The 19,608-nt window shown below is 66.5% G+C and carries 23 protein-coding genes; 9 read left to right on the forward strand and 14 right to left on the reverse strand.

The annotated features are described in order from the left end of the window. Positions 1 to 72 precede the first annotated feature (72 nt). Complete coding sequence (locus tag AC1VVG_RS20080; protein WP_049036022.1) at positions 73 to 450, reverse strand: DUF2471 family protein; 378 nt, start codon at positions 448 to 450, stop codon at positions 73 to 75. A gap of 139 nt (positions 451 to 589) precedes the next feature. Next, a complete protein-coding gene (locus AC1VVG_RS20085) occupies positions 590 to 1,201 on the reverse strand; it encodes a helix-turn-helix domain-containing protein (protein WP_034187549.1) in 612 nt (203 codons plus the stop codon). A gap of 161 nt (positions 1,202 to 1,362) precedes the next feature. Between AC1VVG_RS20085 and AC1VVG_RS20090 the strand changes: the two genes are divergently transcribed. Continuing rightward, positions 1,363 to 2,562 carry a glycine C-acetyltransferase gene (locus tag AC1VVG_RS20090; protein WP_059559279.1) on the forward strand — a complete coding sequence of 400 codons (1,200 nt, stop codon included), beginning with the start codon at positions 1,363 to 1,365 and terminating at the stop codon, positions 2,560 to 2,562. A 13-nt stretch (positions 2,563 to 2,575) separates the two neighbouring features. Continuing rightward, positions 2,576 to 3,604 carry an L-threonine 3-dehydrogenase gene (gene tdh / locus AC1VVG_RS20095; RefSeq protein ID WP_034187547.1) on the forward strand — a complete coding sequence of 343 codons (1,029 nt, stop codon included), beginning with the start codon at positions 2,576 to 2,578 and terminating at the stop codon, positions 3,602 to 3,604. 382 nt (positions 3,605 to 3,986) lie between these two features. Here the strand turns inward: tdh and AC1VVG_RS20100 are convergent, their stop codons facing one another. Continuing rightward, the gene (locus AC1VVG_RS20100) at positions 3,987 to 4,403 is read right to left on the reverse strand and encodes a hypothetical protein (RefSeq protein WP_343727236.1); all 417 of its coding nucleotides are present in this window, start codon (positions 4,401 to 4,403) and stop codon (positions 3,987 to 3,989) included. A gap of 267 nt (positions 4,404 to 4,670) precedes the next feature. Between AC1VVG_RS20100 and AC1VVG_RS20105 the strand changes: the two genes are divergently transcribed. Continuing rightward, a complete protein-coding gene (locus AC1VVG_RS20105) occupies positions 4,671 to 5,276 on the forward strand; it encodes a TetR/AcrR family transcriptional regulator (RefSeq protein WP_059559282.1) in 606 nt (201 codons plus the stop codon). Between the two features lie 63 nt (positions 5,277 to 5,339). Then, a complete protein-coding gene (locus tag AC1VVG_RS20110) occupies positions 5,340 to 5,819 on the forward strand; it encodes a nuclear transport factor 2 family protein (RefSeq protein WP_049036013.1) in 480 nt (159 codons plus the stop codon). A gap of 389 nt (positions 5,820 to 6,208) precedes the next feature. Here the strand turns inward: AC1VVG_RS20110 and AC1VVG_RS20115 are convergent, their stop codons facing one another. After that, a complete protein-coding gene (locus AC1VVG_RS20115) occupies positions 6,209 to 7,294 on the reverse strand; it encodes a tartrate dehydrogenase (RefSeq protein WP_034187543.1) in 1,086 nt (361 codons plus the stop codon). Positions 7,295 to 7,411: 117 nt separating this feature from the next. Here AC1VVG_RS20115 and AC1VVG_RS20120 point away from each other — a divergent pair, with 117 nt between their 5' ends. After that, on the forward strand, positions 7,412 to 8,335 hold the full coding sequence (locus tag AC1VVG_RS20120) for a LysR substrate-binding domain-containing protein (RefSeq protein WP_482836069.1): 924 nt from the start codon (positions 7,412 to 7,414) through the stop codon (positions 8,333 to 8,335). 110 nt (positions 8,336 to 8,445) lie between these two features. Here AC1VVG_RS20120 and argC read toward each other — a convergent pair whose 3' ends face one another. After that, a complete protein-coding gene (gene argC / locus AC1VVG_RS20125; protein WP_482836070.1) occupies positions 8,446 to 9,387 on the reverse strand; it encodes an N-acetyl-gamma-glutamyl-phosphate reductase in 942 nt (313 codons plus the stop codon). Between the two features lie 122 nt (positions 9,388 to 9,509). On the opposite strand from argC, the gene AC1VVG_RS20130 reads away from it, so the two are divergent. After that, complete coding sequence (locus AC1VVG_RS20130; protein WP_482836071.1) at positions 9,510 to 10,394, forward strand: LysR family transcriptional regulator; 885 nt, start codon at positions 9,510 to 9,512, stop codon at positions 10,392 to 10,394. Positions 10,395 to 10,437: 43 nt separating this feature from the next. On the opposite strand, the gene AC1VVG_RS20135 is transcribed toward AC1VVG_RS20130, so the two are convergent. From AC1VVG_RS20135 to AC1VVG_RS20150, 4 genes are read right to left on the reverse strand one after another with little or no spacing between them, the layout of a single operon-like run. Further along, positions 10,438 to 10,902 (reverse strand): signal peptide protein, encoded by a 465-nt coding sequence (locus AC1VVG_RS20135; protein WP_482836072.1) that lies wholly within the window; start codon positions 10,900 to 10,902, stop codon positions 10,438 to 10,440. A 60-nt stretch (positions 10,903 to 10,962) separates the two neighbouring features. Further along, positions 10,963 to 12,180 (reverse strand): patatin-like phospholipase family protein, encoded by a 1,218-nt coding sequence (locus AC1VVG_RS20140; protein WP_034187538.1) that lies wholly within the window; start codon positions 12,178 to 12,180, stop codon positions 10,963 to 10,965. Further along, positions 12,177 to 12,962 carry a 3-hydroxybutyrate dehydrogenase gene (locus tag AC1VVG_RS20145; RefSeq protein ID WP_226252449.1) on the reverse strand — a complete coding sequence of 262 codons (786 nt, stop codon included), beginning with the start codon at positions 12,960 to 12,962 and terminating at the stop codon, positions 12,177 to 12,179. Before AC1VVG_RS20145 ends, AC1VVG_RS20140 begins: the two co-directional genes overlap by 4 nt. Before the next feature lie 52 nt (positions 12,963 to 13,014). Continuing rightward, positions 13,015 to 13,755, reverse strand: coding sequence for an acetoacetate decarboxylase (locus tag AC1VVG_RS20150; RefSeq protein ID WP_482836073.1), 741 nt, complete (start codon positions 13,753 to 13,755; stop codon positions 13,015 to 13,017). Between the two features lie 432 nt (positions 13,756 to 14,187). Between AC1VVG_RS20150 and AC1VVG_RS20155 the strand changes: the two genes are divergently transcribed. Then, positions 14,188 to 14,769 (forward strand): undecaprenyl-diphosphatase, encoded by a 582-nt coding sequence (locus tag AC1VVG_RS20155; RefSeq protein ID WP_049030290.1) that lies wholly within the window; start codon positions 14,188 to 14,190, stop codon positions 14,767 to 14,769. Between the two features lie 26 nt (positions 14,770 to 14,795). Here AC1VVG_RS20155 and AC1VVG_RS20160 read toward each other — a convergent pair whose 3' ends face one another. The 3 genes from AC1VVG_RS20160 to AC1VVG_RS20170 all read right to left on the reverse strand — a co-directional run bounded on the left by AC1VVG_RS20160 (position 14,796) and on the right by AC1VVG_RS20170 (position 16,758). Beyond that, a complete protein-coding gene (locus AC1VVG_RS20160; RefSeq protein WP_034189771.1) occupies positions 14,796 to 15,020 on the reverse strand; it encodes a hypothetical protein in 225 nt (74 codons plus the stop codon). 167 nt (positions 15,021 to 15,187) lie between these two features. Further along, positions 15,188 to 16,009 (reverse strand): siderophore-interacting protein, encoded by an 822-nt coding sequence (locus AC1VVG_RS20165; RefSeq protein WP_059556401.1) that lies wholly within the window; start codon positions 16,007 to 16,009, stop codon positions 15,188 to 15,190. Positions 16,010 to 16,047: 38 nt separating this feature from the next. Beyond that, a complete protein-coding gene (locus AC1VVG_RS20170) occupies positions 16,048 to 16,758 on the reverse strand; it encodes a PadR family transcriptional regulator (RefSeq protein WP_226227126.1) in 711 nt (236 codons plus the stop codon). 267 nt (positions 16,759 to 17,025) lie between these two features. On the opposite strand from AC1VVG_RS20170, the gene AC1VVG_RS20175 reads away from it, so the two are divergent. After that, positions 17,026 to 17,229: a hypothetical protein gene (locus tag AC1VVG_RS20175; RefSeq protein WP_034189769.1), complete on the forward strand. Its 204-nt coding sequence runs from the start codon at positions 17,026 to 17,028 to the stop codon at positions 17,227 to 17,229. A gap of 13 nt (positions 17,230 to 17,242) precedes the next feature. Then, positions 17,243 to 17,692 (forward strand): hypothetical protein, encoded by a 450-nt coding sequence (locus AC1VVG_RS20180; protein ID WP_482836074.1) that lies wholly within the window; start codon positions 17,243 to 17,245, stop codon positions 17,690 to 17,692. Between the two features lie 48 nt (positions 17,693 to 17,740). On the opposite strand, the gene AC1VVG_RS20185 is transcribed toward AC1VVG_RS20180, so the two are convergent. Together AC1VVG_RS20185 and AC1VVG_RS20190 are read right to left on the reverse strand one after the other, a co-directional pair. Continuing rightward, positions 17,741 to 18,280, reverse strand: a complete 540-nt coding sequence (locus AC1VVG_RS20185) for a cytochrome b (protein WP_482836075.1) — start codon at positions 18,278 to 18,280, stop codon at positions 17,741 to 17,743. Between the two features lie 181 nt (positions 18,281 to 18,461). Then, positions 18,462 to 19,553, reverse strand: a complete 1,092-nt coding sequence (locus AC1VVG_RS20190) for a porin (RefSeq protein WP_034189767.1) — start codon at positions 19,551 to 19,553, stop codon at positions 18,462 to 18,464. Between the last annotated feature and the right edge of the window lie 55 nt (positions 19,554 to 19,608).

Below are 19,608 nucleotides of genomic sequence, written 5' to 3' on the forward strand. Positions count from 1 at the left end.
TAGCCCTTTCCGCAACGTCTCGGGCAGCGGAGGCTGGACCGGCCGCCGTGCCCAACGGCCGGGGCTCGGCCATCAGTCGCCCCACGCCTTGGACGGACGATGAGCACGCTCGCGAGGCGCCGTGTCGTGCGACGCGGCCGCGGCTTCATACGCGAGGACCGCGAACGAAAAGACGGCGGGCAGCGCATTCGAGCGCCCGAAGTCGATGGGGTCGTCCGTTTCGGGAAACGTCATGTCCGACGGTCGTTCGAACAGTTGACGCATGCCGGCTTCGTGCCGGCTGGCAAAGCCGAGGTCGGCGAGCGCCTCGGCTTCGATCGCGTGCAGCAGGCGCCACGTGAGCGGCACGCGCTGGCGGATGTAGCGTCCGGCGATATGTCGGACGATCAGTTCGAGATCGTGCGCGGCAGCCTTGAAGCTGAGCGCGGCCAAATCTTGTTCTTCTGTCATTGCAGGCTCCTGTCGACCGGGGCGGGCGCCTCGGTGCGCCGGCTCCGGCCCGTGCATGGCGGAATGTCCGTATACTGTACAAACATACAGTGTTTTCCGCAACTGGCCTGCATGGCCTGTTGGCCAGCTATCCGTGCCGTCAGCGATGGATCACGATCAGCAGTGCCCGCGCTTCGGCCTTGCCGGGGTTGCGGATCGCGTGCGGCTCGTCGGCCGGGTAGCGTGCGGTGTCGCCCACTTTCAGGCGCCGGCTGGCCGCGGCGGCTTCGATTTCCATCGCGCCCTGCAGCACGGTGAGGTGCTCGCGCGTGCCGGGTTCGTGTGCGTTCGATACCAATGCACCGCCGCCCGGCAGCGTCAGTTCGTACCACTCGAACTTGCCGGCGAGGTCGATCGGGCCCCATACGCGCAGCTGGTACCGGCCGTCGTGGCCGGCGAGCGTCGGAATGTCGTGCGGGCCGTCCACACGGATCGTCTCGGGCGCCTTCGGCTGCGAGAACAATTCGTCGAGCGTGATGCCGAGCGCATTCGTCAGCCGCCACGCGACGGCGATCGTCGGGTTGGCCTTGTCGCGTTCGATCTCGGAGAGCATCGATTTCGATACGCCGGCCGCGCGCGACAGGTCGTCGAGCGTCAGCTTGCGCTCGTTGCGCAGCCGCTGGATCTGTTCGCCGACACGCGGCGGTGTCGCGGCCGGCGGCTGCGGTGCGGCACCGGCAGGCGTGCGCCGCGATCCGGGGGAACTTGCCATTTGGATTCCGTTCGCTTAGAGTTGTTCGATATTTCGAATTCTAGTTCGGAATATCGGATAAATGCGGTCAACCGAACGACCGACTATAACAGTAGCAGGCCGTTGCGCCGCCGCCACGAGCGGTGCGCTGCGGAATGCGAATCCCTGTCAGGAGCTTTGCGATGCGTGATGCCTTTCTCGCCCAGGTGCGCGGGACGCTCGACCAGATCCGCGCGGACGGTTTTTACAAGACCGAGCGCGAGATCGCGAGTCCCCAGGCGGCGGCCGTGACGCTCGCCGGCGGTGCCGGCGTGCTCAATTTCTGCGCGAACAACTATCTGGGTCTGGCGAACGATCCGCGCCTGATCGATGCGGCGAAGGCCGGCCTCGACCAGGACGGCTTCGGCATGGCATCGGTGCGCTTCATTTGCGGCACGCAAACCGTCCACAAGCAACTGGAACGCGCGCTGGCCGCGTTTCTCGGCACCGAGGACAGCATCCTCTATTCGAGCTGCTTCGACGCGAACGGCGGGCTGTTCGAGACGCTGCTCGACGAGAACGACGCGATCATCAGCGACGAGCTGAACCACGCGAGCATCATCGACGGCATTCGCCTCTGCAAGGCGAAGCGCTTCCGCTACAAGAACAACGACCTGGCCGACCTCGAGGCGAAGCTCAAGGAAGCCGACGCGGCGGGCGCACGCCACAAGCTGATCGCGACCGACGGCGTGTTCTCGATGGACGGCATCATCGCCGACCTGAAAGGCATCTGCGATCTTGCCGATCGCTACGGCGCGCTCGTGATGGTCGACGATTCGCACGCGGTCGGCTTCATCGGCGCGCACGGCCGCGGCACGCCCGAGCACTGCGGCGTCGAAGGCCGCGTCGACATCATCACGGGCACGCTCGGCAAGGCGCTCGGCGGCGCATCGGGCGGTTATGTCGCCGCGCGTCGCGAGGTGATCGAACTGCTGCGCCAGCGCTCGCGTCCGTACCTGTTCTCGAACACGCTCACACCGAGCATTGCCGCGGCATCGCTGAAGGTGCTGGAACTGCTCGGCAGCGACGAAGGCGCGAAGCTGCGCGCGCGCGTGCGCGAGAACGGCGTGCGTTTCCGCCAGCAGATGACCGAAGCGGGCTTCACGCTCGTCCCCGGCGCGCATCCGATCATCCCGGTGATGCTCGGCGACGCGCAGCTCGCGACGAACATGGCCGACAAGTTGCTCGGTGAAGGCGTCTACGTGATCGGCTTTTCGTTCCCGGTCGTGCCGCGTGGCCGCGCGCGCATCCGTACGCAGATGAGCGCCGCGCATACGCCCGAGCAGATCGACCAGACGGTCGCCGCGTTCGTGCGCGTCGGCCAGTCGCTCGGCATCATCTGACGGAGGCGCGACCATGAAAGCACTGGCAAAGCTCGAACGCGGCCCCGGTCTCACGCTCACGCGCGTGAAGCGTCCGGAAGTCGGCCACAACGACGTGCTGATCAAGATCCGCCGCACGGCGATCTGCGGCACCGATATCCATATCTGGAAGTGGGACGACTGGGCGCAGAAGACGATCCCCGTGCCGATGCACGTCGGTCACGAATACGTCGGGGAGATCGTCGAGATGGGGCAGGAAGTGCGCGGCTTCGCGATCGGCGATCGCGTGTCCGGCGAAGGGCACATCACGTGCGGCTTCTGCCGCAACTGCCGCGCGGGGCGCCGGCATCTGTGCCGCAACACGGTCGGCGTCGGCGTGAACCGCGAAGGCGCGTTCGCCGAGTATCTGGCGATTCCGGCGTTCAACGCGTTCAAGATTCCGCCGGAGATCTCCGACGATCTCGCGTCGATCTTCGATCCGTTCGGCAACGCGACGCATACGGCGCTGTCGTTCAACCTCGTCGGCGAAGACGTGCTGATCACCGGCGCGGGCCCGATCGGCATCATGGCCGTCGCGATCGCGAAGCACGTCGGCGCGCGCAACGTCGTGATCACCGACATCAACGACTACCGGCTGGAACTCGCCCGCAAGATGGGGGCGACGCGTGCGGTCAACGTCGCACGCGAGTCGCTGCGCGACGTGATGGCCGACCTGCACATGACCGAAGGCTTCGACGTCGGTCTCGAGATGTCGGGTGTGCCGAGCGCGTTCACGAGCATGCTCGAGGCGATGAACCACGGCGGCAAGGTCGCGCTGCTCGGCATCCCGCCCGCGCAGACGGCGATCGACTGGAACCAGGTGATCTTCAAGGGGCTCGAGATCAAGGGCATCTATGGCCGCGAGATGTTCGAGACCTGGTACAAGATGGTCGCGATGCTGCAGAGCGGCCTCGACCTGTCGCCGATCATCACGCATCGCTTCGCGGCCGACGATTACGAGCAAGGCTTCGCCGCGATGCTGTCCGGCGAAAGCGGCAAGGTGATTCTCGACTGGACGGCCTGAGTCGAGTATCGAGACGGGGCAGGGCGGCGCATTTGCCGCCTGCCCCGCTTTCGTTGACATGCACATGGTCGGCATCGACGTGCGTGATTCAACGCTTGAGGTGAGACTATTCGGGAGCTGTGTTTGCGGGCGCGAATCGCACGTCGGTGACTTGCGATTGCCCGTTCCCTTCACCTGTCAGCCTCTGCTTCGCTTCTTCCGTTTACGCCGCTCGGTGCCTGCCCTCCCTTTCCACGTGCTTCCCTGCTTCGCTCGCCGAGCGCTCGTTCGCGATGCGCCGCCAGCGAGGCCGAATCGAATCGCGCCATCAACCGTGAGCCTGCGAACGTCGTTGCGACTCACTCATACGCGTCGCGCACGGCGTTCGACGGTGCGCGGATCGCTACCTGCTTTCTTCACCCTTCAACCATCGCGGTTCGAGCTGAAGATTCAGCACGACGAGCCAGCGTTTCGGGCATTGCGGCGCAACGTCAACGGGATCGCCGTGTGCACCGGGAACGGTGACGAACCCGTGCTGCGCCGCGTACCGATACGCGCGCAGGGCATCCGCCTGCAGCCAGAAGCTGACGAGCGCGCACGTCACGAAACGGAACAGCAGCACCGTTGCGGCGTCCGGCGCGAAACCGGCCGCGACCAGCAGGCGGTCGAACGCGAATGTCAGCACATACGCAACCGCGATCGTGACGATCGTCAGCTTCATCACGCCGCGCAGCCGCAGCGCAGCACGCACGCGCGCCTGGCGGACGTCGAGCGGTGCGCGATCGTTTCCGCCGTCGCGTTTCGGCACGTCGTGCTTCATGACGCGGCGCCTGCTTGCCGCACGACGACGTGGCCGACGAGCCGCTTCGCATAAGCCGCATGAGCGCGCGCGGGGCGCGCGGATTCCGGTCGCTGCATGATGTCCTTGTGCCCAGACAGGGTGACCGAAGTGTAGTGAGCGCCCCGTATCGCCTTCAAGAAAAAATGTCGTAAACGCGCGCCGTCAGGCCGCGCTTCAGCCCTTTCGCCGACAGGGCTTTTTCACACGGGGGTTGACGATGGAGAACGATCGTTCTACCGTAAACGCATGAACCCATCTCACGACTCCTCCGGCGAACCGGGTGTTCGCGACCGGCTGCTCGACGCGGCCGAAGCGCTGATCTATTCGGGCGGCATCCACGCAACGGGCATCGATGCGATCGTCAAGCGATCCGGCGCGGCACGCAAGAGCGTTTATTCGCATTTCGAATCGAAAGAGGCGCTAGTGGTCGCCGCCCTCGAACGCCGCGACGAGCGCTGGATGCGCTGGTTCGTCGATGCCACGCAGGCACGCGGCAAGGCGCCGCGCGCGCAGCTGCTCGGCATGTTCGACGTGCTGCGCGACTGGTTCGGGCAGCCCGACTTTCACGGCTGCGCGTTCCTGAATACGTCGGGCGAAATCCCCGACGCCGACGATCCCGTGCGTGTCGTCGCGCGCGAGCACAAGGCACGGCTGCTGGCATTCGTGCGCGCGTGCTTCGATGCGTACGCCGACGAAGCCGGCATCGAGCGCCGCGGGCTTGCCCGCCTCGCGCGCCAGTGGCTCGTGCTGATCGACGGCGCGATCGGCGTGGCGCTCGTCAGCGGCGATGCAAACGTCGCGCGCGATGCGCGCGCGACGGCTGAACTGCTGCTCGATACCGTGTCGCGGTAGCCGACGCAGCGAATTCGAACCGGCTGCGTTCGTTCGCGGCCAGAACCTGAACAGGAGCAACCCATGTCCGCTTCCCCCGAAGTCCGCCCGCCCGTTCCGCCCTTCACGCTCGAAACGGCACGCCAGAAGGTGCGCGCCGCCGAGGACGCGTGGAATACGCGCGACCCGCAACGCGTGTCGCTCGCCTATACGCCGCAAAGCCGATGGCGCAATCGCGCGGAGTTCGTGACGGGCCGCGACGAGATCGTCGGGCTGTTGCAGCGGAAGTGGACGCGCGAACTCGACTACCGGCTGATCAAGGAGCTGTGGGCGTTCGACGGCAATCGCATCGCGGTGCGTTTTGCGTACGAATGGCGCGACGATGCGGGCAACTGGTTCCGCTCGTACGGCAACGAGAACTGGGAGTTCGACGAGAACGGCCTGATGGCGCATCGTCATGCGAGCATCAATGATCTGCCGATTCGCGAGGCGGATCGGCTTTATCACTGGCCGCTCGGCCGTCGCCCGGACGATCATCCGGGGCTGTCCGACCTCGGGCTGTGAGATGCGTGTCGACTCGGCGGAACGCCGCACGCCTCGCCGAGGTTCAATGGTGAGGAAATTCGGGAGTCGATGCGCTGAGGTGAGATTATTCGGGAGGAGGTGAAATGTCGCGTCGGACTGTGTACTTCGCGCAGATCGACGCGACATGGCGCGGGTGACGCAGGCACGTCGATGCGCATCGGTGTGTTCCGCCGCGTGATGCATCTCACCGATCTCACCGGGTCAGGCATCGCCGATCGGTGTGCGCGCGCGTGACGTGCCACTCACCGATCGGATCGACTTCGTTGCGCACGCGTCCGGCGAGGTTGCACGAGTGCGCGAACGCATCGGGTGTTGCTCACCGCGCACGGATGCACGAAGTGCTGCCCGGCCCGCGCCGGGCATGACCGTCAGCCCGCGATCCGCGCGGCGATCGCCTCACCCACGGCCTGCGTTCCTGCGTCACCGCCGAGATCGCGCGTACGCGGCCCGGTGCGCAGCACATCCTCGATCGCGGCGACGATCGCGTCGTGTGCTTCGCGTTCGCGGCCCGCGCCGTTACCGAGAAAATCGAGCATCATCGCGGCCGACCAGATCATCGCGACCGGGTTCGCGATGTATTGCCCCGTGATGTCGGGCGCGGAACCGTGCACGGGTTCGAACAGCGACGGGAACGTGCGGTCCGGGTTCAGGTTCGCCGACGGCGCGATGCCGATCGTGCCCGTGCAGGCCGGCCCGAGATCCGACAGGATGTCGCCGAACAGGTTCGATGCGACGACGACGTCGAAGCGGTCCGGCTGCAGCACGAAGCGCGCGCACAGGATGTCGATGTGCTGCTTGTCGACGGCGATCTCCGGATAGCGTTCGGCCATGTCGGCCGCGCGCGCATCCCACCATGGCATGCTGATCGCGATGCCGTTGCTCTTCGTCGCGACGGTGAGGCGCTTCGCGCGCCGCTGCGCGAGCTCGAATGCGAATTTCAGCACGCGTTCGGTGCCGTGCCGCGTGAAGATCGATTGCTGCATCACGACTTCGCGATCGGTGCCTTCGAACATCGTGCCGCCGACCGACGAATATTCGCCCTCGGTGTTCTCGCGCACGATCATGAAGTCGATGTCGCCCGGGCGGCGGCCGGCGAGCGGCGACGGCACGCCGTCGAACAGGCGCGCGGGCCGCAGGTTGATGTACTGGTCGAATTCGCGGCGGAATTTCAGCAGCGAGCCCCACAGCGAGATGTGATCGGGCACCGTTGCGGGCCAGCCGACCGCGCCGAACAGGATCGCGTCCATGCCCGACAGCTGCGCCTTCCAGTCGTCCGGCATCATCTTGCCGTGCTGCGCGTAGTAGTCGCAGCTCGCCCAGTCGATCTCGACGAAGTCGAAGCGGATGCCGAAGCGCGCGGTCACGGCCGCGAGCGCACGCAGGCCCTCGGGCATCACTTCGCGGCCGATGCCGTCGCCGGGAATCACGGCAATTCTGTAAGTCCTGTCGGTCATGCAAATCTCCTTGGCTGGTCGGCCGGCTGCCGAGGGAGGCGGCGGCCCGTCACGTCATTCTATTTATTTCCATTCGGATTAGAATCGTGTGAAAGGTTAATCGACTTTCCACGAATCGTGAACAAATCACCGAATCTCGACGACCTGCGCGTGTTCAGCCTGGTCGTCCGCCTGACGAGCTTCAGCGCGGCCGCCGAGCAGCTCGCGGTGTCGCCCGCGTACGTCAGCAAGCGCATCGCGCTGCTCGAGGCGCAGCTCGGTACGCGCCTGCTGCATCGCTCGACGCGCCGCGTGACGGTTACGGAAGCCGGCGAACGCGTGTTCGCGCGTGCCGAGAAGATTCTGGACGACGTCGATCATCTCGTCGAGGACGTGTCGACCACGCGCACGGTGCCGCGCGGCACGCTGCGCATCTCGAGCAGCTTCGGTTTCGGCCGGCATGTCATCGCGCCGGCGCTGCTCGACTTCAGCGCGCGCTACCCGCAACTGAACGTGCGGCTCGATCTGTTCGACCGGCTCGTCGATGTCGCGGGCGAAGGCTACGACCTCGACGTGCGCATCGGCGACGAGATCGCCGATCACCTGATCGCGCGCCGCCTCGCCGCGAACCATCGCGTGCTGTGCGCGTCGCCCGACTATCTCGCACGACGCGGCACGCCGCGCTCGCTCGCGGATCTCGCGTCGCACGACTGTCTGGCGATCAAGGAGCGCGATCATCCGTTGGGTGTATGGCGACTGAACGTGCGCGGCGAGACGGTCACGGTGAAGGTCGGCGGCGCGCTGTCGACGAACCACGGCGAGGTGGCCGTGCAATGGGCGCTTGCCGGGCGCGGGATCGTGTTGCGCTCGATCTGGGAGGCCGCGCCGCTGATCGAACGCGGTGAACTGTGTCGCGTGCTGCCGGACGCGATTCAGCCCGCGAACATCTGGGCCGTGTATCCGGAACGTGTGGCGGCGTCGGCGAAGGTGCGCGTGTGCGTGGATTTTCTGGCGGAGACGCTGGCCGGCCTGAATGCCGCGGCGGGTGGCGATACGGCCTGAAATCGGCTAAAGGTGAGCTTTTACGGGGGGCGTGCGCAGGCACCGGCGCAGCGCTGGACGCGACGCCGATCGGCCTGGCGGGCAGGCCTTCGACGATGCCCGCGAGCGAATCACGCTGCGCTCGACGCACCGAGCATCAGGTCGAGATTCTGTACGGCTGCACCGGATGCCCCTTTGCCGAGATTGTCGAACACGGCGGACAGCAGCACCTGACCGTGGTCCTCGTTGACGAATACGCCGAGCCGCAGGTCATTGGTGCCGTTCAGCGCTTGCGGATCGAGATGCGTGATCGCGCGCGCCTCGGCAAGCGGCGTGACGTCGACGTGACGCGCGCCGGCGTAATGGTGCGCGAGACACGCATGCAACCGCTCACCGGTCACGCCGGCCGGCAGCAAGCGCAGTGCGATCGGTATGGTGAGCACGATACCTTGCCGGTAGGCACCGTAGGCCGGCACGAAGAACGGGCGGTGTGCGAGCCCGGCGTGCAGCCGGATCTCGGGCGCATGCTTGTGCTCGAGTGCCAGGCCGTACACCTGCAGCGGCCGCCCGCGTGCGGCGGCATCACCCGATTCGAATGCTTCGACGGCCGCCCGTCCGCCTCCCGAGTAACCGGAAACCGCATGAATGCTCACCGGGTAGTCGTGCGGCAGCAGGCCGGCCTGTTGCAGCGGGCGAAGCAGGCCGATCGCGCCTGTCGGATAGCAGCCCGGATTGGTGACGCGCTTCGCTTGCGCGATGTGGTGCGCATGTCCGTCGGCCATCTCGGGAAAGCCGTAGACCCATTCGGGCTGCGTGCGGTGAGCGGAACTCGCATCGATCACGCGTACCGCCGGGTTCCGGATGAAACCGACCGCTTCGCGCGCGGCCGCATCGGGCAGGCACAGGATCGCGATGTCGCACGCGTTGAGCGCGTCGGCGCGGCGTACGGGGTCCTTGCGTTCGGCAGCCGGCAGCGTGAGCAGCCGCACGTCGGCGCGGTCGCGCAGGCGCTCGTGAATCAGCAGTCCGGTCGTGCCCTGGTCGCCGTCGATGAAGACAGTGGGAAAGCGCATGATGGTCGTGTTCCTCGCGTTCGGTCGTCGGGGGAAAGCCGTATCGTCCATCGAACGCCTAGAATAGGAAAAGTTGAATTTACTGACTATCCGATTCAGCTTTTCTGAACGAGAGGTGCTTGATGCGCGAGATCAGTCTCGATCGCCTGCGTACGCTGGTCGCGATTGCCGACCAGGGATCCTTCGTCGCGGCGGCGCAATGGCTTCATCTCGCGCCGCCGACCGTCAGTCTTCATATCGCCGAGCTCGAAAGCCGCGTCGGCGCGCCGCTGCTGTCCCGCACGCGCGGAAACGTGCGGCCGTCGACGATCGGTGAAGTGCTGGTGGAGCGGGCGCGGCGTCTGCTGGCCGAGGTCGAGGCCACGCTGGACGACGTGCAGCGACAGGTGCAGGGGCTGACCGGGCGGGTACGCCTCGGCGCATCGACCGGGGCGATCGCGCACCTGTTGCCGCAGGCGGTGGCGCGGCTGCGCGAACAGCATCCGGATATCGACGTCCAGATCGCGGTGCTCACGTCGCAGGACACGCTGGCGCGCATCGCGCAGGGCACGCTCGACGTCGGGCTGGTGGCGCTGCCGCAGGCGCCGGTCGCGGGGCTGTCGATCCGCGCATGGCGGCGCGATCCGGTGATGGCTTTCCTGCCCGCGGACTGGCGGCTTCCGGCGCGTGTGACGCCGGCCTATCTGGCGGCGCGTCCGCTGATTCTCAACGATGCGACCACGCGCCTGTCACGGCTCACGACGGAATGGTTCGCGCTCGGCGGCTATCGGCCCGAGCCGCGGATCGAGCTCAACTACAACGATGCGATCAAGAGCCTGGTCGCCGCGGGTTATGGGGCGACGCTGCTGCCGCACGAGGCCGGGGCGCCGCTGCCGGATGCGCGCATCGTCATGCGGCCGCTGCGCCCGGCGTTGTGGCGCGAACTGGGTATTGCCCATCGGGCCGGCCCCGTCGAACGAGCGACGCAGCACGTGCTCGATGCGCTGCGGGCGGTCGGCGCGCGATAGCGGATCGCGGCGCGGTTGCCCGCGCGCGCCGGGCGCGCATTGTTCAGAGCCGGTTGTCCTTCGCGAGCATCAGCACGCGTGCCCAGCGCTGCGCGTCGCGCTTGTCCGTCATCGGCAGCTTCCATTCGCCGCGCCCGGCGTCGCGCACACGTACGACGAGATGCCAGCGGCCGCCGATCGGGGCAGCCTGGCAGCCGTCGAGCTGCGACAGCGTATAACGACCGTCGGCGCCGTCGTGCGACAGCCAGAGCAGCCCTTGCGTCGCGGACAGCCGCAACTCGCCCCACGCGCGATGCACGATGTGCGTCCAGCCCTCTTCCTTCGTATTCGGTGCGATGTCGCGGCGGCGCTTGATCCACCACGCGACCCGTGCGATCGCGATGGCGGCGGCGAGCACGGCGGCCGCGATCGCGACCGGCTGGCCGAACTGCGCGGCGATGACGTGAAACAGGTGAACCGCGCCCCATCCAATCGCGATGAGCGCGAACAGTGCAATGAAAATCGGCATGGTGAATCTGAAAGGAGAACGGCCCGGCGCATGCATCGCGCCGGGCCGCCGTACACGGCATTACCGGCGGCGGTGAATGTCGTGCGTGACGAAGCCCGCGTCGTTGTTGGGCAGCGCGAGGCCGTCCTTCACCGCGAGCGTCTTGCGGATGTCGTCGAGCCCCGCGGACCAATGGTCGCGCATCGTCGACAGACCGAACTGATAGTCCTTGTAGTGATGTTCGTACGCCTTCTGCTGGTAGATCAGGTGCTGGATGTTGTACTTCTTCCCGCTCGACATCGCTTCTGCCTCGACGCACCACGGGTCGTTCTTGCGCTGCTCTTCCGGCACTTGTTCGAGCACGTGACGCAGCACGTTGCGATAGCGCTGTTCGCGCTGCAGCGTGTCGGTGACGAAACGCGTACGGCTCGAATACTGTACGTCCTTCGTGCGTTCGGCGACGTCGGCCATCGTGCGCGGCAGCGGCCCGCGTGCGCTCCACAGATCGACCTGGAACGCGAGCGTGTCGCGGCGCGGCCGGGCGCGGAGCACTTCCATCAGCGGCGTGTTCGACACGACGCCGCCGTCCCAGTAATACTCGCCGTCGATCTCGACGGGCGGGAACGCGGGCGGCAGCGCACCGGACGCCATGAAGTGCTCGGGCGCGAGGCGGATGCGCGAGTTGTCGAAGTACACGAAGTTGCCGGTGCCGACGTTGACCGCGCCGACCGACACGCGCGTCTCGCCCGAATTGATCCGGTCGAAATCGCACAGTTTCAGCAGCGTCGTGCGCAGCGCCGACGTGTCGTACCAGCTGATTTTCTCGGGATGGTCGGACACGCCCGGCAGCGGCGGCGGAAAGCGCGGCACGAAGAAGCCTTGCTGGCCCTGCATCATCGCGCTGGCCGCCTGCGACGCCGTGAAGAACGTGCGGATCTGGTCGATGCTGTTGAACAGCGCGAATTCGAACGCGGCCGGAACCGTCGGAAAGAATGCCGGCTGGCAGATCGTTTCCCAGAACTCGCGCAGGCGCTCGACGCGATGCTCGGGCGCATTGCCGGCGATCAGCGCGGTGTTCAGCGCGCCGATCGAGATGCCCGCGATCCAGTCGAGCGGAACGCCCGCCTCATGCAGTCCTTCGAACACGCCGGCCTGGTACGCGCCGAGCGCGCCGCCGCCCTGCAGGACGAGCGCGATCGTTTCGTACGGCAGCGATCGCGCGGGGGCCGGCGCGCCGGCTTCGTGTTGCAGGTCCGCCGCATCGACGGCCTGCTTTTCCGTGCGGGCGTGCGGCTTCATTGCATGAACCAGCCGTGGCTGACGATGAACGATTGACCCGTGAGCGCGGCGCTCGGGAACGCCGACAGGAACAGCACCGTCTGCGCGACGTCCTGCACCGTCGTGAACACGCCGTCGACCGTGTTGCCGAGCATCACCTTCTTCACTACTTCCTCTTCGCTGATGCCGAGCTCCTTGGCCTGCTCCGGAATCTGCTTGTCGACCAGCGGCGTGCGCACGAAGCCCGGGCACACGACGTGCGAGCGCACGTTGTGCTTCGCGCCTTCCTTCGCCAGCACGCGGGCGAGGCCCAGCAGGCCATGCTTGGCCGTCACGTACGCCGACTTCAGCGGCGACGCTTCGTGCGAGTGCACCGAACCCATGTAGATCACGACGCCGCCGCGATCGTCCTTGTACATGTGCTTGAGCGCGGCCTTCGTCGTCAGGAACGCGCCGTCGACGTGGATCGCCTGCATCTTCTTCCAGTCGGAGAACGAATAGTTCTCGATCGGGTTGACGATCTGGATGCCGGCGTTCGACACGAGGATGTCGACCGAGCCGAACGTTTCGGCAACCTTGTCGATGCCGCTGTTCACGGCGTCCTCGTTCGTCACGTCCATCGCGACGCCGATCGCCTTGCCGCCCGCCTTGTTGATCTCGTCGGCGACCGCGTTCGCGCCGTCCTGGTTCAGGTCGGCGATCGCGACGGCCGCGCCCGCCTTGGCGAGCTCGAGGGCGATTTCCTTGCCGATGCCGCTCGCGGCGCCCGTGACGACTGCGGTCTTGCCATTCAGGTTGCTCATGTTCGAATTCCCGTGATGAAAGGTTTGACAGGGAGAAAGGACTGCGGACGTGTTACTTGGCCAGGTAATCGTAGACGACTTCGCCGAGGCCCAGCGTCAAATCGGCGACCAGGTGCCGGGCCTCGACGATTTCGAGCACGGGCAGGTCGGCCACGGGCGCAAGCGCATGCGGCGCCAGTTCGAGCGACGCGGGGCCCGTCCACGCGCCCTTCATCTTGATGTCCTGCATGTAATAGCGCACGAGTTCGCAGACGCGCGCGGTGCCGTCGACGTGCGGGATGATCTTCAGCAGGAAATTGGGGCCGGCGAGCCGCTTCGCCTGCTCGTCGATGTCGAGTTCCTTGTGCTTGTAGCCCATCGTGCCGGTGGCGACGCGCACCTTGCCGTAGTCGAGCGTGCCGAGGATGTGATCGGTGTTCACGTGCAGCGTGGGCGACGCGAGCTTCTTCGGGAAGCCCCACAGCTCGCGGCCGCCGGCGATCGGCGGGTGATCGTCGAGATACATCGCGAGCGTATAGCCGCCCGGCTGGCCGTTGTATTCGACGGGGATGACCTGGCCGCTTTCGGTGTAGTCGCCGAAACCGGTCGAATCGGCCATGCGAATGAATTCGTAATGCACGAGCGGCTCGGTAACCTGCAGCGGCTCGGGGACAATTTCACGGAGACGGTCCGGATCGGTGCGATACGTGATGATCAGAAACTCACGATCGACGAAACGGTACGGACCCATCGGGAAGGCAGGGCTGGTCAACGGCATCGCAAACGCTTTCGATCGGACATCGCTGGCTTTCATGCGGACTCCTTGTTGTTGATCGCTTCGTGGATGAGTGCTCGTAATCGTATGCCTGTGCGTTGCCGTTGTGCGATGCCGCATCTGGAATTAATTGTTGCCGATTTCGAATGATTTGCGGCGTAAATATTGAGATGAACGATACCAACGGCGGGGAAGGCGCCCGGCGGTCCGATGGTCGCACGCGCCGATGACACCACGATGTGAAAAAGGTGAGCCTTTTCGGGAGGCGGGGTGAGCCTTTGCGGGAGACGGTCGCGCGGGAATATGACAATTGTGTGAACTTGTGTTGCGGTGCATGCTCTAAGTGCGTTCGCCGCGGCGGCCTTCGCCCCGGCGGCGAACGCATTAAGCATCGCTTAAGCGGGCGCGCCCTAGCATCGTTCGTATCAGGCCGGGCAACCGGTCGTTTTTTTGCCCCACGCAACCGGATTCATGCAGAACCTCAATCTCACCCTCTTTTCCGCCCTCAACGCCGGGGTTGCGCCGCAGCCGGGCGTCGCCCGCCTCGCGATCTTCGCTGCCGACTGGCTGGTCTATGTGCTGCCGGCGATGCTGCTGCTCACCTGGATCTTCGGCGCGCGCCCGACACGACGCCAGGCAATCGAAGCCGGCGTCGGCGTTTGCGTGGCGCTCGTGCTCGCGCAAGTGATCGGGCATGTCTGGTTCTCGCCGCGCCCGTTCATGGCCGGCGTCGGCACGCAACTGATTCCGCACGCGCCGGACAGCTCGTTTCCGAGCGATCACATGACGTTTGCGTGGAGCATGGCGGTCGGCCTGATGCTCGGCGGCACGACCCGCGTCACCGGGTTCGTGATGGTCGCGCTGGCCGTGGTGATTGCATGGGGGCGCGTGTATGCGGGTGTGCACTGGCCGTTCGACATGGCAGGCGGCGTGCTGGTCGGTACGGCCGGCGCGTTGGCCGCGCACCTGTGCGGGCAACGCGCGATCGCGCTGCTCGAACGGATCGGCGATTCGGTACACGCGGTCGTGATGGGGCGCCGGCACGCGCCCTGAATGAACGGAAATCGGGCAGGACGCCGTCAGCCGGGTGTCTTGGCCGAATCGGCCGAGGCGGACGGGCCGCCGCCCGCATCGTGCAGTTCGGACGTATCGGTCGGGTGCTGAGCGGCATCGCGCTCGAGGGCGCTTTCCTTCAGGATCGCGCACATCGCGACGAACAGTGCGAGCACTACCGCGGCGAGGCCGCAATAGCCGACGATCTTCAGGTGGCGAAGGAAAGGCGAAGCGTGGCTTTCTTTTGTCATGACCGGGCGCTCCTGGGCGGGCTGCGGCGGCTGTCGCCTGACAGCGGCGTCGCAGATACAGATATATACCAGCCGCGATACCGGTGCCAAGCCCGCTGGTGCGCGGACGCCACGATTGTGTCATCCGCCGGTCGACCGGGTGCCCGTTTACCGGGTACCCGCCCCCGTCAGTCTTCCAGCGTTTCGTGCACGGCTGCCGCGCCGCGCTTCCAGTAGGCCGCCGCGCGGATGCGCGACTTGTCGACGCCGCGCTCGCCGGTCAGGTGCTGGCGGACCGCCCGCATCGACAGCGCTTCGCCGGCCGCCCACACGTAGCCGTCGCCGGACGACGGCAACGGCAGGTCGCGGACGGCATCCAACAGCGCATCGCCGTTCGCCGCGTCGGCTTCGGCGCGGAAGCGCCAGACTTCATGCACGTCGGCGCGCGTGTCGAACGAGATTTGCGCGGCACGATCGGCGACTTCCAGCACGACGGCCGCACGCGCACCGGCCGGCAATTCCTCGAGACGCCGCGCGACGGCCGGCAGCGCCGTATCGTCGCCGATCAGCAGATGCCAGTCGAAACCGGTCGGGACGACGAACGAACCGCGCGGGCCGCCGATGCCGAGCCATTGGCCGACACGTGCCTGCGCGGCCCATTGCGACGCGGGGCCCGGATGGTTCAGCACGAATTCCAGATCGAGCTCGCGGGCGGCGCGATCGAAGCGGCGCGGCGTGAAGTCGCGCGCGACCGGCTTCGGTTCGCCTTCCGGAAACTCGGGGCCGTTCGCGCCGAGCGTCGGCATCGCGGGCCGTTCCGCACCGGGCGGGGGGAAAAACACCTTCACGTGATCGTCGAACGACGCGGACTCGAAATCCGCGAGATCGGGGCCGCCGAGCGTGACGCGCAGCAGGTGCGGCGTCACGGCACGCACGCGCAGGACCTGCAGCAGGCGGAACTTGAGGGTATGGCGCACGCGGGTCACGGTGCGCTCGGATAGGTTCTGCATCAATCCGTTCTCCTTGAGGTTTGACGGGGCGGCGCGGATCACGCGCCGGAGCCGCCTTCGATTTCGGCCGTCGCACGGCGCATGATGGCCGCGATGCGGCGTTGTTCGTCGGCGTCGGCTGCGCTCTTGTGCAGCAGCGCCCGCTTGAGCGCGAGGCGCGCCTCGACGAACTCCGGCAGCCAGCCGGCCTGCGATTCGTCCGGTGCGTCGTTGCCCGCCGATTCCCCGGCGAACGCGCGGCGCATGAATTCCATCTTGCGTGCGAGGTGCGTGAGGCGAGCGAACAGCGTGTCGACGCGTTCGCGCTGCGCATCGAGATGCGCGCGGCCGGCGTCGGTCAGCGCATAACGCTTGCGGTTGCCTTCCGCCTGCGATGCGACGAAGCCGACTTCTTCCAGATACGTGAGCGCCGGATACACCATGCCGGGGCTCGGGCTGTAGAAACCGTTGGAACGCGTGTCGAGCGCCTTGATCAGCTCGTAGCCGTGGCTCGGCTGTTCGGCGACCAGCGCGAGCAGCAGCAACTGGAGATCGTCCGAGCTGAACTGGCGGCCGCGCGGCATACCGTCGTCGCCGAAATCGCCAAAGCCGCCCCGGCCGCCCCGGCCGCCGAACGGGCCGCCACCGAACATGTCGTGGCCGCGGCGGTGGCGGCCGATCGCGTACCAGAGACCGGCGAACCAGTCGGGGCGGGCATGCGCACCATGACCGTCGCAACGGTCATGGCCGCGGAAGTGATTGTGTCGCATGATCCTGTCCTATATGTCGAAAAACATATCTAAAGATATATATCGAAAGATAGGGCGTCAAGGGGATTTATTTGGGGTTGGATTGGGTCTGTGAGGGGGACGCCGTGCATCGCGCGATGACCTCCCGCACCGTCGCCCATGTCAACAATGGTCAATTCCGATGCCGGTGTGTTGTGGTCCGTGCACTCAGTGGCGACAATCGGCGCGCTCGCCCGGACGAGCGCGCTTGAGAAGCGGCTCTCGCTTTCCGCGCCCTGGAAAATTCGAATGACGTTCATCCTGCCGCACAATCCACGCCAAGACCGGCGTCAACGCGCCGACGCGCTGCTGCTCGAGGCGGCCGCGGATGACGCATTCGTCCGCGAATCGTTGCGTATCGTCGCCGAGGCCAGGCAGCGCATCGAGGATTCGCGCGTGTTGACTACCGGTGCGGCGCCGCGTGACATGCACGACGGCGCCGATGTCTCGTAAGAGGTCGCCGACCATGGGATCGAAAGCCGCGAACCGTACGTGGCAGGTCGCGCTGGCGCTGGTTGCGCTGGCGGGCGTCGCATGGTTCGCGCTCGGCATGCGCATCCACTTCGGCTACTACGCCGACGACAGGCAGGCCGCGCTTCGGGCGGAAGCGTTGGTCGTGCAGCGCTTCAACGCGCAGGCGTTCGACGCGATCTACGACGACGCGGCCGACGCGATGCGTGCGACGCTGAAAGCGTACGGGACCATCGTCGAAGACAACGAAGGCGCGACGACCTGCTTTCCCGATCAGGTCCGCATGGTGCGCTGGCTGAGGTCGTCGAACGGGACCGACCTGACGCAGGTGAGCCTGTGGTCGACGCCGGGCGGCGATGCCAAGCTGGTGATGATGCGGATCTCGCCGGGGCGCGTGAGCGTCGATCCCGAGATCGTCCACCGGAATCGCTGCGGTGCGCGGTGAGCGGCAGCCGAACGACGCGCCGCGGGCCGGCGCGTGTGCCCGTTTCCTTCAGATGCCCATCCGCTCCGCCACCCCGTCGCGATCCACGAACTTGTGCTTCATCGCGGCGCCGACGTGCAGGGCCAGCAGCAGGCCGAGCGTCAGCACCAGCGCGCGATGCAGCGTATCGGTCAGGAGTCGCAACGGTTCGTCGCGGCCGACGAGCATCGGCAGGTCCGTGATGCCGAAGAAGCTGACCGCGTGCGCACCGGCGAGGCGGTGCACGGAGCCGGTCAGCGGCACGAGAAGCAGCAGCAGGTACAGCACGCCGTGCAACGCACCGGCGATCCGCGCCTGCCAGGCCGGGACGTTGTCCGGCAGTGGCGGCGGGGTGTGCGTCGCGCGCCAGGCGAGGCGCGGCACGGTCAGCATGAAGATCAGGCTGCCGATCGACGCGTGATAGAACAGGATGCCGTTGAACTGCGGCGAGTTGTGCGGAAACGTATCCATGTAGAGTCCGATCGAGAGGTTCAACAGGATCAGGATCGCGATCGACCCGTGCATGGCGATCGCGAAGCGTGCGTAGGCGGCGTGGTTGGGCTGTGACATGAGCGGTCTCGCAGATTCGGGTAGGGTGCCGCGCACCCGCGCGTCCGGCGCAGCGAACGGCGTGGCGACACCCGATGGACCGGGACCGGGCCGGATTTATTCCCGATGCATGCGTCGCTTGCCGTTGCACCGTATTTTCACGGCAGACGGAAGGGGCAGCTTCCCCCTCCAGCCCCAGCTGTCAGAACCGCGTACTGAACCCGATCCGCGCGATCGACTGCCGGGCGCCGCTCGATGCGCCGTCCGCATCCATCACGCCGTTGATCTGCGCGTTGCTGCCGTGGCCGGTGCGCTGATGCACGCCGGCGACATACACCATCGTGCGCTTCGACAGCCAGTACTGGACGGCGGCCAGGAATTGATGCGCATGCGCGTTGTCGAGCGTGTCGTTGCCCTTCATGTAGGTATAGCTCGCGCCGACGACCCAGGCGGGCGACGGGTGCCATGCGGCACCGGCTTCGGCCGACCATGCGCCCGCGCCGTTCTGCGCGTTGTGCACGGTCGTGAAGAGCGCCTTCCCCGTGACCGTGCCGACCGTGTAATGCAGGCCCGCGCCCCAGTTGCGCACGCTGGTGGGCGGCAGTCCGCCGACGGCGCCGTATTTCTGGTTCGTATAGGCCGCGCCCGCGCCGAACGGGCCGTTGTCGTAGCTCGCACCGACGCTGACCGTGTTGTTCGCGCCGATCGACCCCGCGACGTTCCCGAAGCCGTACAGCGCACCGAAGGTCAGGCCCGACAGCGACGGGCTCGTGTACTTGACCGAATTCGCGACGCGATTGCTGCCCGCGACGCGGTCCCAGTCGAACGCGCCCGTCGGGTTGTTCGGCAGCGCGAGCTTGTCGAACGGTCCGTTGCGGAAGCCGTACAGGCCGACGAGATCCTGCGCGATCTCGTTGCCGCTGGCGGCCAGCGAATCGACCATGAACTCGTACTGGTTGCCCAGCGTCAGCGTGCCGTACCGGTCGTTCTGCAGCCCGACGTAGGCGGTGCGCGCGAACAGCCCGCCGCCGATGATCGAGCCGTTGCCGAGCGAATACTGGTTCACGAGCCGGAAGATCGCGCGCGTGCCCGCACCGAGATCCTCCTTGCCCTCGAAGCCGAGCAGGTTCGGAAAGAAGATGTTGTCGTCGAATTTCGCGGCGCCGTGGCCGCCTTGATTGCTGACATAGCTGATGCCGGCGTCCATCAGCCCGAACATCGTCACGCTGCTCTGTGCAAACGCCGCAGCCGGAAGCGTGCAGGCCGCGAGTGCCAGTAAGGTCTTTTTCGTCATCTCCAATGTGCTCCTCACATGTTTCCGATCGGATCGGATATTTTTTGATCGGACT

The organism is Burkholderia sp. L-4 (assembly GCF_056856535.1).